Raw genomic sequence first — 10802 nt, 5'->3', positions numbered from 1 at the left:
TGCCACTCGACGCCGCACGAATTCCCAAGTGGTCTGTGAATCTTCCGCGGAATTGGCTATTCAGCACGCCCGCCGCGGAACCGGATTGCCCGGCCCCGCCGCTCGCACCCTGCCCCGGCCGCTGAATCTTGATCATCTGCGTGGTGGCATCGGCCTGCGCGTCGGCGGCCTGCCCGGCCCCGGCCGCCTTCTCACCGGCGGGCCGCTGAATCGGAATGAACTGGGTCGGAGCGTCATCGGCGGGCGAGGTCGCCCCCGGCCCCTGCCCGCGCCCGGCCGGCTGCTCGCCCGCCCCGGATTGCTCAGCGCCGCTGCCCTTTCCATCGGCCACAGGCCGCGCGGCGGACGTCGCGGAACCTTGGCGTGCCGCGGACTCGGCCGCCTGGGACCGCCCGCCCGGCTCGGATTGCGTGCCCTCCGAGGGACGCCCAGCGGCGGCGTTCCCGGATTCGGGCGCGGCAGCACCGGACTGCGCGGGCCCACCCGACTGCACGCCCGCCGCACTGGGTGAGGGCTGCCCGCTCGGCGTGCTCTGCGGCTTGAATTCACCCGAGCCCTGCCGCGCGGCCGACGCTTGTCCGCCGGTGCCACCCTGCGCTCCGGCAGGCGCCCCCGGTGCTCCCACGGGCGTGCCTTGCGATCCGCCGGGCCCGCTTTGCTGACCGGCAGGAATGCCACGCGCTCCGGCAGTCCCGCTCTGCTGTCCGGCAGTCCCGCTCTGTTGTCCAGCCGATGTGCCTTGTTGTCCGGCAGGTGTGCGCTGCTGTCCGGCGGGTGCGTTCAGTTGTCCGGCGGGTGCGTTCAGCTGTCCGGCAGGTGCGCTCTGCTGTCCGGCAGGGCCGCTCTGCTGTCCGGCAGGGCCGCTCTGCTGTCCGGCGGGCGCGCCTTGCTGTCCGGCAGGGCCGCCCTGCTGTCCGGCGGGCGCGCCCTGGGTTCCGGCGGGTGGTTGGACGCGGGCCGCGCCGGCCTGGTCGGCCGGGGGCTGGACGCGGTTCGCGCCTGGAGTGCCTGCGGGCTTGGAGGATTCGTAGTGGATGGTGGCGAAACCGGTGGGGCCGGACTTGGCGGGTGGGGTCTTCGGCTGCTGGGGGTCGCCGGGCGTGGTGGGTTGGCCTGCGCCGGTGCGGATTTCCGCAGTGCGGGCGTTGGGGGAGGGGATGGCCTCGGTGGCGGCGGTCGGGGGTGCGGCGTCGGTGCTCGCGCCGTTCGCGGCCTCGGGAGTGGACTGGTCGGCCGGGTTCGCCGGGCGTGCGGGGGTGGCGCTGGTGTCCGTGTCGCCTGCGGCGGAACCCGATGCCTGGTTGGCACGGCCCTGCTGCTGCTGGTCGTCTTTCGGGTCGGACACGCGCTGCACCCCTCGTATCGGCGGAACTGTGATTCGAAGGTCAGCCTACTGAGCATTCCGGGTACCGGTGCAGAATGATCGGCATGACCTCCTTCGGCGATCTGCTCGGACCGCAGCCGGTCCTCCTTCCGGAAAACATCGACGCGGAGGACGCGCTGCTCCAGAAACAGGACCCGGTGCAGGTCGCGGCGGCCCACCCGACCGCCTCCATCGCCTGGGCCCACCTGGCCGAAGCCGCCCTGGAGCGGGGCGCGGCCGCCGACGGCGACGTCAACCTCGACATCATCTCCGCCTACGCCTTCGCGCGCACCGGCTACCACCGCGGCCTGGACCTGTTGCGCCGCAACGGCTGGAAGGGCTTCGGCCCGGTGCCGTGGAGCCACGAGCCCAACCAGGGCTTCCTGCGCAGCGTCGGCGCGCTCGCCAAGGCCGCCCGGGCCATCGGCGAGACCGACGAGTACGCGCGCTGCCTGGACCTGCTCGAGGACTGCGACCCGCGCGCCGCCGCCGAGCTCGGCCTCGACTGAATTGAGCGGTGGCCTAGGCGAAACCATCGACGCCGCCCGCGAGAGCGGCGTCACTCGCGTGCGCACGGCCGCCGGTCGGGTCCGCTCGTCCCTGCTGCCGATCGTGCAGTGCGCCATCGGCGCGGGCGTGGCCTGGTTCATCGCCCACAACGTGATCGGGCACGAACACCCGTTCTTCGCGCCGATGGCGGCCATGATCTCCATCGGCGTCTCGTTCGGGGCCCGGCTGCGCCGCTCGATCGAGCTCATCGTGGGCGTGGCGGTCGGCATCGGCATCGGCGACCTGTTCGTGTCCCGGGTCGGCACCGGCGGCTGGCAGATCATGCTGCTGGTGGTGCTGGCCATGTGCGCGGCCGTCTTCCTCGACGGCGGTCCGGTCATCACCATGCAGGCGGCCAGTTCCGCGGTGCTGGTGGCGACGCTCTACCCGCCCGGCCAGGGCGGCGCGTCGCTGCGCATGATCGATGCCCTGGTGGGCGGCCTGGTCGGCATCGTGGTGGTGGCGGCCATTCCGCTGCACCCGGTGCGCCGCGCCCGGGAGCAGGCGGCCGGGATTCTCGAGGTGATGGGCGCGGCGCTCACCGAATGCGCCGACGGCCTGCTCGAGCAGGACGCCGCGAAGATCAAGCAGGCGCTGGAGTCGGTGCGCGGCACCCAGGGCGCGATCGACTCCCTGCGCAACACCCTCGAAGGCAGCCAGGAGATCATTCGAATCTCCCCGCTGTACTGGAACTCTCGCGCCCGTCTGAGCCGGTTGCGGGACGCCGCCGACCCGCTCGACAACGCGGTCCGCAATACCCGCGTGCTGTTGCGCCGCGCTCTCACCTCGGTCCGTGACGACGAGGTGCTCGCTCCGGGCCTCATCGTGGAGGTCGAGAAGCTCGGTCAGGCGGTGGACGTGGTGCGCCGCATGATGCTCGCCGATCCGGACGAGAAACCCGATCCGGCCGAGGCGACCCGGGTGCTGCGGTCGGTCGGCAAGGGCGCGACCAAGGACCTGGTCGAGGGCGCGGGCCTGTCCGCGCACGTGGTGTTCGCCCAATTGCGGTCCATCGTGGTGGATCTCATGCAGGTGTGCGGGGTGCGCCGGCTGTCGGCCATGGCGCTGCTGCCCCCGACCGTCCGGCACCCCTACGTCACGCCGATCGACTGACCCGCGCGGGTCAGAGCCAGAAGCGCGTCAACCGGCTGCCCATCGACCACCACCAGCCCGGCAGCCCGGACAGCTCGAACAGCGCGTTGACCCCGTCGAAGAACAACCGGTTCAGCTGCGGCGTGAATAGCAGCGCGAACAGGATCAGCAGGCCGAACGGCTTGATCTGATCCAGCGCCCGCCGGGTCTGATAGCTCAGCGACGGCTCCAGAATCCCGTACCCGTCGGTGCCGGGAATCGGCAGCAGGTTCAGGACGGTCGCCGAAATCTGCAGGAAGGCAAGGAAACTCAGTCCGAACCAGAACGCCGCGTTCGAATGCAGGCTGCCCCACAGCGACACGATCACCAGCAGCGCCACCGCGCACAGCGCGTTCACCGCGGGCCCGGCGCCACTGATCATCCGCTGCGTGCGCGGACTGAAGTTGTGCGAGTGCACGTACACCGCGCCACCCGGCAGCGCGAACCCGCCGAGCGCGATGAACACCACCGGCAACCCGATCGACAGCAGCGGATGGCTGTACTTGAGCGGGTTCAGCGTGAGATACCCGCGCATCTCCACTTCCCGGTCCCCGGCCCGCCACGCCACGAACGCGTGCGCGAACTCGTGCAGGCAGACCGACACGATCCACCCGGCCACCACCAGGATGAACACTCCGAATTGGGCTTGGCGCGAATCGAGGTCGGCGGTCCAGGCCAGCACCCCGCCCAGCACCGCGACCGCCACCACCGCCAAGAAAACAGGGCTGGGCCGGACCGCCCCGGAGGCCCGTCTCACCGCGAACGCGTCATCCACCTGTCACTCCCAACTGGCCCGGCTGGTTTCGCCGTGCCGACAACCATTCTGGGGGCGAATCAGCGAACCAGCAGCCAAGGCTCGTGGTGTCGATAGAACGTGGAGCGCTTCACCACCCGATCGGCGGTGATCCCGTCGCGGGTGACCAGCGCGCCCGGCGTGCCGAGCTGCATGGCGCGCCCGGCGACCCAGCGCTTCTTGCGCAGGCCGCGGTGCACGGTGGCGTGCAGGCCCGGCATCTCCAGCATGGGTGAAACATGCAGGGCCGCGACCTTTCCGGTGAACAACCGGGTGTCGTCGACGTAGGCCTCGCCCTCGAGTTTCGCGCCGGCCTCGCCGACGATGGTGGCGCGGCCGATGAGCACCTTGCCGGTGTCGTCGCGGATCAGCGGGGTCTCGACGGCGCGGCCCTCGAGTGCCCGCTTGGCGGCGGCGGACCCGGTGCCGGTCTCGTAGGCGCGGGAGCCGTAGGTGCGGTCGATGGGCACGTAGCCGATCTCCACGCCGAGCCGTTCGGTGCGCATGAGGTGGGTGAGCACGGCGGCCAGTCCGGCGTCCTCACCGAGCACGATGAGGCGCGGCAGACTGTCGGCGGCCATCACCGGCAGCAGCTCGTCCAGGGTCCCGGTGTCGGGAATGGCGGCGGTCTGCGTGAGGGGCAGGGAAGCGAGCGCGATGGGAACGGGTGCGCCGTCGCAGCGGAGAACGTGGGTACTCAACTGCCGAACACCCTCCTCTGGCCTGCCAACACCTATCCGCCTCGCTGCGTCCCGATGGAACCCCCTGCCGGTCCCTCTCCCCGTGCCACCATAGCCCTGTCTCATTTGCCCTGCTGTCCTCAGTGCGCATCCGTTATGCCGGGTTCACTCAGGGTCATGTGGTGTGCACCCAGAGCCGGGGCGTGCACCTGGATGTATGTGGCCATCCAGTAAAGTGTGCCCACGGCCACCGCCTTCTGATGGCGGGTAGCTGCAGCAACATGGGTGCTGCGCGTCGAACCCGTAGGAGACACTCGCATGCCGGCAATCGTGCTGATCGGCGCCCAGTGGGGCGACGAGGGCAAGGGCAAAGCCACCGATCTGCTCGGTGACCGGGTCCAGTGGGTAGTTCGATACCAAGGCGGCAACAACGCGGGGCACACCGTCGTGCTGCCGAATGGTGAGAGCTTCGCCCTGCACCTGATCCCGTCCGGCATTCTCACCCCCGATGTGACCAACGTCATCGGCAATGGCGTGGTCGTGGATCCGGGCGTGCTGCTGGCCGAACTCGCCGGTCTGGAAGAGCGCGGCGTGGACACCTCCCGCCTGCTGCTCTCGGCCGACGCGCACCTGATCATGCCGTACCACGTGGCCATCGATAAGGTCACCGAACGCTTCCTCGGCAACAAGAAGATCGGCACCACCGGCCGCGGCATCGGCCCCTGCTACCAGGACAAGGTCGCCCGCGTCGGCGTCCGCGTCGCCGACGTGCTGGACGAGAAGATCCTCACCCAGAAGGTCGAGGCCGCACTGGAATTCAAGAACCAGGTGCTGGTCAAGATCTACAACCGCCGCGCGCTCGACCCGCAGCAGGTGGTGGACGAGGTGCTGGAGAAGGCCGAGGGCTTCAAACACCGCATCGCCGACTCGCGCCTGCTGCTCAACGAGGCGCTGGAGCGCGACGAGATCGTGCTGCTGGAGGGCTCGCAGGGCACCCTGCTCGACGTCGACCACGGCACCTACCCGTACGTCACCTCGTCCAACCCGACCGCGGGCGGCGCGGCCGTGGGCGCGGGCGTCGGCCCCAACAAGATCACCACGGTGCTCGGCATCCTGAAGGCCTACACCACCCGCGTCGGCTCCGGCCCGTTCCCGACCGAGCTCTTCGACGAGTCCGGCACCTACCTGGCCAAGACCGGCGGCGAGGTCGGCGTCACCACCGGCCGCGCCCGCCGCACCGGCTGGTTCGACGCCGTGATCGCCCGCTACGCCACCCGCGTCAACGGCATCACCGACTACTTCCTCACCAAGCTGGACGTGCTCTCCAGCCTGGACACCGTCCCGATCTGCGTCGCCTACGAGATCGACGGTGAGCGCGTCGAGCAGATGCCCACCACCCAGACCGACTTCCACCACGCCAAGCCCATCTACGAGGAGATGCCCGGCTGGTGGGAGGACATCTCCGGCTGCCGCGCCTTCGAGGAGCTGCCGGCCAACGCCCAGGCGTACGTGAAGCGACTGGAAGAGCTGTCCGGCGCGCGGGTCTCGTGCATCGGCGTCGGCCCCGGCCGCGACCAGACCATCGTGCGCCACGACATCCTCGGCTGAGGTTTCGAGCACTCCGCGCTGTCGATAACTCGCCCCCGCCACAACTCTTGTGGCGGGGGCGAATTCGTTGCGTGGACCGCGCTCGCTTCCGGAGACTCCAGCAGGCGGGGAGCCTCAGTAGGTGATCAGCGGGGCCAGGGGGTCGGCGGCGTGCGGGTTGAGGCCCGCGAAGGCCGCCGCGATGGACTTCACCGCGACCCGCAGGTCCGGCTCCTCGTGGGTGAACGGGAGACGGATGAAGCGTTCGAACGCGCCCTGCACACCGAAACGCGGTCCGGCAGCGAGCAAGACGCCGTGATTCGGGGCGGTCGCGGCGAGCGCGGTGGATACCGGCGCCGGGAGCTGCGCCCACAGGGACATGCCGCCCGCACCCGGTTCGACACGCCAGTCGGGGAGCTCCTCGGCGAGGGTCTCCAGCAGGACGGCGCGGCGGGACCGGAGCTGATCCCTTCGGGTGGTGAGGATTTCGTCGGCGTTGCGGAGCAGGTGGACGGTCGCCAGCTGATCCATGACGGGCGTGCCGAGGTCGACGGTCGAGCGGGTGCCCAGCAGCTTGGTGATGAGCGCCTGGTTGGCGCGCACCCAGCCGACGCGCAGGCCGCCCCAGAACGACTTGGAGGCCGAGCCGATGGTCACGATCTCCGAACCGCGCGCGAAAGCCGCGGCCGGCGGCGGCGATTCGAGATCGGTCAGGTCCAGGTCCACCATGGATTCGTCGACGATCACCGTCATCCGGGTTTCGCGGGCGATGGCGGCCAGTTCGGCGCGGCCCTCGGCGTCGAGCAGGTGGCCGGTGGGGTTGTTGAAGTCGGGGATCAGGTAGGCCACGCTGGCGGCGGTTTGCCGTGCGGCACTGCGGATTCCGTCGAGATCCCAGCCGTCGGGGCGCATCGGCACCGGGACCGGGCGCGCGCCCACGTCCCGGATGGCCTCGATGGCGTTCGGGTAGGTGGGGTGCTCGATCAGCACCCGCTCGGCCGGGGTGGTGAGCACGTTCAGCAGCAGGCGCAGGCCGTGCTGCGCGCCCAGGGTGATCAGGATCTGGTCCGGTTCGGTCGGCAGGCCGCGCTCGGTGTAGCGGCGGGCCAGCGCCTCGCGCAGCATGAGCACACCCACCGGGTCCATGCCGTGCGTGCCGAGATAGGTCGGAAGACCTTGCAGGGCAAAGGAGTACGCCTCGGTCATCTGCGGTGGGGCGGCCATGGCCGCGTAGGTCATGTCGATGGTCGGCAGTTCCGGCTGCGCCATCATGGCCAGGATGCTGCGCGCCGGTTTCGCGCCGTCGTGCACCACGGTCGGCGGCAGCGCCACGGTGCTGCGGGAGCCCTGGCGGCTGATCAGGTAACCGTGTTCGCGCAGTAGCGAATACGCGGAGGTGACGGTGGTGCGGCTGACCGCGAGGCTGGCGGACAGATCGCGTTCGCTCGGTAGGGCCACGCCGAGCGGGGCGCGGCCGTCGTGGATGAGCAGGCGGATGCTCTCCGCCAGGGCCACGTACGCGGGCCGCGTGGACCGTTTGCCGCTGTCGGCGGCCGTGCCCGGTTCGTCATTGCGCCACCGGCCCAGATCGCGGGTGAGACTGGCCGCGCCGATCACTCGTGTCGCCATACAGGCCAGTATCCAGGCACTGGATATTTTCTTCAAGTCCAGGGTGGGTCCACCATGGGGTGATGGTCGCACTACTGGGTTCCCTCGTGATTGTCGCCGCGTTCGCCGGTCTCGTGTACCGGTATGCGCCCGCGCCCGGTGAGCGCTGGGGCGTGCTGCTGGAGCGGTATCGCCCGCATGCTCCCATGTCGGACTGGTCGGTCGGCGAATATGAAGCGGCCCGCCAGTATTCGGACCTCGCCGCCGTCGCGTCCCTGCGCCCCGATGTGCCCGCCGCCCCGCCGCACCGGAAGTTCGGTCGCGGCTCCTCGGCCGCGGCGGCCCTGTCCACCATCCCGTGCCGCAACGAGTCAGTCCAGTTCTAAGCAACTGGACTTGAATCCGCGTTCTGTCGGTGCCACCGTGCACACTGGCCTTATGTCCGCCCCGGTCCGTCCCCAGGCGTCGGCGGCGCTCTTCGATACCGCGATCGGCGTATGCGCCATCGCCTGGAGCGCCGCCGGCGTCCTGCGTTTCGCCCTCCCCGACCGCGACCCGGCGGCCACCCGCACGCATATCCTGCGCCGCCACCGCCGCGCCGAGCTGCACGAGGCCGCCCCCACCCCCGAGATATCCGAGGCCATCGCCCGGATCCAGGCCCACCTCACCGGCGACCTCGACGACCTCCGCTGGATTCCCGTGGACCCCACCCTCTTCAACGACTTCGACCGAGCCGTCTACGCGGTCACCCGAGCCATCGACCCCGGCCACACCCTCAACTACGGCGCGGTCGCCAACCGTATCGGCGCCCCCGGCGGCGCCCAGGCCGTCGGCCAATCCCTCGGCCGCAACCCCATCCCGCTGATCATCCCTTGCCACCGGGTCCTCGCCGCCGATCACGCTCTGCACGGCTTCTCGGCCCCCGGCGGCCTCACCACCAAACAGCGTCTGCTCGAAATAGAGCGCACCCCCGGCTTCGGCGAGCCCACCCTGTTCTGACCCGCCCTTCCCGGACAGCGACGCCCGCGCCGAGCAGACCGGTGCGGGCGTCGTCACGAAATCGGCTGTCAGTTCTGAGTTCTGATGACGTGGTTCCAGTCGAGTTCCGGGTGGATCAGGGCCTGCGCGTCGAAGTTGGGGAGCCAGTTGCGGGTACAGAACACCCAGACATCGGCGCCGGGTGTGAAGGTCATCCGCGCCGTGCCCGGGCCCTGCACGAGACCGATCGGCGGCGCGCCATTGATGAACGGCGGCCGCAGGCTCCAGCCCCCGCAGTTCCACCATTCCCCGGGCGCGATATCCGCCCGGATGACGCCGCCCGGCTCGGTCGTGATGACCGGCGGGGTGGCGGACGCCGACTGAGCGCCGATCACACCGGCGGTGGTGACGAACCCGGCGATCACGATGCCGCGCAGTGCTTTCCGCATCAGAGCGCACCACCCAGGAGGCCGCCGACGGCAGCGCCGCCGGTACCGACCACCGCGGCGCCGAGAGCGGCAGCGGGAAGGCCCACGGCCGCGGCGCCGGCCGCCGCGCCGATACCGCCACCGATGAGCGCGCCACCGACCATGCCGCCGGGAACGTCGATCGGAGCGAGCCCGGGCATGACCACGGCGGCGGCGGATCCGAGACCGAATCCGACCGCGGTACCGATGACCGCACCGGCCGTTCCGCCCACGGCCGCACCGGCCAGGGCGGCGGGGATACCCGCGCCCGCGGCACCCGAGCCCGCTCCGATGGCCGCTCCGCCGAGGGTGCCCGCCGCGATCTTGTCGGAGCGGGTCGGGTTCACGCCGATGGAGTTGAGGCCGGTGGCGAGGCCCGCTTCGGCGCCGGCGGCGACGCCGTTGACGCCGTCGAGGATGTTGTCGGGGAGCTCGTCCGGGGCAGGGGTGGTGAAGTCGCCGATGCGGACGGTGCGCGGCGGCGGGGCGATGGGGAGGACCGGGGTGACGACGCTGGGGGCGTGCAGCGATTGGACGTCCAGGGCCGGGGCCGCGTCCCGGGTGTTGGGGATCGGGCGGAAGTTGGCGGGGACCGGGTAGTCGGCGAGCTGGGACTGTGGCTGCGGCGACGCGGGCCCGGGGCGGGGGATGATGACGCCCGGCTGCGCGGTGGTCACGCGGGTGGGGTGGTCCTGGTCGCCGGTGGGGAGCACGACGCCCGGCTGGGCGGCGGCGGTGCGGGGCGAGGGGAGGATGCCGGGGCCGGTGGCGTCGACGCCCTGGGGATCCGGGTCGGCGGTTCCGGGCCGGGCGGTGCGGTTCGGGGAGCTGTCGCCGCCCGGTGTGCCGGTACCGCCGGTCAGGGGTACGGAAGCCTGGGTGGCGGCGCCGTCGGCCACCTGAGCCGGTTCACCGGCGTTCGAGCAGGCCACGGCCAGTGCCAGTGGCACGGCTCCGACCATGAGCGCGCGCCGGGCGACGCTGCTGTTCATTTCACGATTTCGACCACGCACGCCGAAACACCAACCTTCCGAACATATTTCGTTTCACCGGTCCGGTGGACCGCCCATCGATGCCGGTGATTCGCGACCGCCCCCGGCAGAGCGTTGCCACCAGCCCGGTACGACCGCATTGGCGCACGTCACAGCACCGGATCTGGGGTGCGAAGTTTTCGTGACCCCGCAACTTGTGACTCTCAGCGGGTTCACACTGCGCGGAAGGGTAGCCGACGGGGAACCGCTGGCTCTACCGCCCAGCGTCGGCCGGCCGATATGACCATGGGCGGCGAGAGATATCGCACATTTTGCAGGTGGCAGCGGTTCGAAGAACTCGACGTCCGGTCAATGCCCGACGTTGCCGGAAGATGTCCCGCCCCGCATCAGATCCGCCAGCGCCTCACGATCGGTGACATCGAGCTTGATGCACGCCCGGTACAGATGGCCCTCGACCGTGCGCACCGAGACGGTCAGCCGGTCCGCGATCTGCCGGTTGGACAGCCCGGCCGCGACCAGATTCGCGATCTCGCGTTCCCGCGCGGTGAGCGGCAACGGCTGCGCGGACTGCCGCAGCGCCGGCGTGGAGGCCCCGCCGCAGGCCGCCGCCAGCCGGTTGGCGGTGGCCGCGGATTCCAGCAGGCGGCGGCGATC

General features: G+C 70.8%; 11 protein-coding genes and 1 pseudogene. 5 read left to right on the top strand and 7 right to left on the bottom strand.

The features are described from left to right. Positions 1–1345, bottom strand: a pseudogene (locus ACWELJ_RS31070) (hypothetical protein); the annotation flags it as partial. Positions 1346–1428: 83 nt separating this feature from the next. Here ACWELJ_RS31070 and ACWELJ_RS31065 point away from each other — a divergent pair. Next, a complete protein-coding gene (locus ACWELJ_RS31065; protein WP_357284848.1) occupies positions 1429–1872 on the top strand; it encodes a DUF3151 domain-containing protein in 444 nt (147 codons plus the stop codon). Between the two features lies 1 nt (position 1873). After that, complete coding sequence (locus tag ACWELJ_RS31060) at positions 1874–3025, top strand: FUSC family protein (protein WP_452369657.1); 1152 nt, start codon at positions 1874–1876, stop codon at positions 3023–3025. Positions 3026–3035: 10 nt separating this feature from the next. On the opposite strand, the gene ACWELJ_RS31055 is transcribed toward ACWELJ_RS31060, so the two are convergent. Both ACWELJ_RS31055 and ACWELJ_RS31050 read right to left on the bottom strand, forming a co-directional pair. Further along, positions 3036–3818 carry a site-2 protease family protein gene (locus ACWELJ_RS31055; protein WP_452369656.1) on the bottom strand — a complete coding sequence of 261 codons (783 nt, stop codon included), beginning with the start codon at positions 3816–3818 and terminating at the stop codon, positions 3036–3038. Between the two features lie 59 nt (positions 3819–3877). Then, positions 3878–4537, bottom strand: coding sequence for a hypothetical protein (locus ACWELJ_RS31050; RefSeq protein ID WP_452369655.1), 660 nt, complete (start codon positions 4535–4537; stop codon positions 3878–3880). A 297-nt stretch (positions 4538–4834) separates the two neighbouring features. Between ACWELJ_RS31050 and ACWELJ_RS31045 the strand changes: the two genes are divergently transcribed. Beyond that, the gene (locus ACWELJ_RS31045) at positions 4835–6124 is read left to right on the top strand and encodes an adenylosuccinate synthase (RefSeq protein WP_452369654.1); all 1290 of its coding nucleotides are present in this window, start codon (positions 4835–4837) and stop codon (positions 6122–6124) included. A gap of 114 nt (positions 6125–6238) precedes the next feature. Here the strand turns inward: ACWELJ_RS31045 and yczR are convergent, their stop codons facing one another. Then, positions 6239–7732, bottom strand: a complete 1494-nt coding sequence (gene yczR / locus ACWELJ_RS31040; RefSeq protein ID WP_452369653.1) for a MocR-like transcription factor YczR — start codon at positions 7730–7732, stop codon at positions 6239–6241. A 62-nt stretch (positions 7733–7794) separates the two neighbouring features. Between yczR and ACWELJ_RS31035 the strand changes: the two genes are divergently transcribed. Together ACWELJ_RS31035 and ACWELJ_RS31030 are read left to right on the top strand one after the other, a co-directional pair. Next, complete coding sequence (locus ACWELJ_RS31035; RefSeq protein ID WP_452369652.1) at positions 7795–8097, top strand: hypothetical protein; 303 nt, start codon at positions 7795–7797, stop codon at positions 8095–8097. A 52-nt stretch (positions 8098–8149) separates the two neighbouring features. After that, the gene (locus tag ACWELJ_RS31030) at positions 8150–8710 is read left to right on the top strand and encodes a methylated-DNA--[protein]-cysteine S-methyltransferase (protein ID WP_452369651.1); all 561 of its coding nucleotides are present in this window, start codon (positions 8150–8152) and stop codon (positions 8708–8710) included. A 68-nt stretch (positions 8711–8778) separates the two neighbouring features. Here ACWELJ_RS31030 and ACWELJ_RS31025 read toward each other — a convergent pair whose 3' ends face one another. The 3 genes from ACWELJ_RS31025 to ACWELJ_RS31015 form a co-directional block, all read right to left on the bottom strand. Further along, positions 8779–9138 carry a hypothetical protein gene (locus ACWELJ_RS31025; protein WP_452369650.1) on the bottom strand — a complete coding sequence of 120 codons (360 nt, stop codon included), beginning with the start codon at positions 9136–9138 and terminating at the stop codon, positions 8779–8781. Continuing rightward, a complete protein-coding gene (locus tag ACWELJ_RS31020) occupies positions 9138–10148 on the bottom strand; it encodes a hypothetical protein (RefSeq protein ID WP_452369649.1) in 1011 nt (336 codons plus the stop codon). Before ACWELJ_RS31020 ends, ACWELJ_RS31025 begins: the two co-directional genes overlap by 1 nt. A gap of 348 nt (positions 10149–10496) precedes the next feature. Continuing rightward, positions 10497–10802 (bottom strand): response regulator transcription factor (locus tag ACWELJ_RS31015; RefSeq protein ID WP_452369648.1); only part of this gene is annotated, 306 nt, incomplete at its 5' end.

The sequence above is a fragment of the Nocardia sp. NPDC004582 genome (assembly GCF_053602115.1).
Note: the sequence above shows the minus strand (reverse complement) of the source record. Positions and strands in the feature narration are given on the sequence as shown.

What these genes read in the sequence shown, in the direction of transcription:
- ACWELJ_RS31020 (WP_452369649.1), bottom strand. Translation starts at nt 10,148, where the DNA reads ATGAACAGCAGCGTCGCCCGGCGCGCGCTCATGGTCGGAGCCGTGCCA.
- ACWELJ_RS31025 (WP_452369650.1), bottom strand. Translation starts at nt 9,138, where the DNA reads ATGCGGAAAGCACTGCGCGGCATCGTGATCGCCGGGTTCGTCACCACC.
- ACWELJ_RS31035 (WP_452369652.1), top strand. Translation starts at nt 7,795, where the DNA reads ATGGTCGCACTACTGGGTTCCCTCGTGATTGTCGCCGCGTTCGCCGGT.
- ACWELJ_RS31045 (WP_452369654.1), top strand. Translation starts at nt 4,835, where the DNA reads ATGCCGGCAATCGTGCTGATCGGCGCCCAGTGGGGCGACGAGGGCAAG.
- yczR (WP_452369653.1), bottom strand. Translation starts at nt 7,732, where the DNA reads ATGGCGACACGAGTGATCGGCGCGGCCAGTCTCACCCGCGATCTGGGC.
- ACWELJ_RS31065 (WP_357284848.1), top strand. Translation starts at nt 1,429, where the DNA reads ATGACCTCCTTCGGCGATCTGCTCGGACCGCAGCCGGTCCTCCTTCCG.
- ACWELJ_RS31030 (WP_452369651.1), top strand. Translation starts at nt 8,150, where the DNA reads ATGTCCGCCCCGGTCCGTCCCCAGGCGTCGGCGGCGCTCTTCGATACC.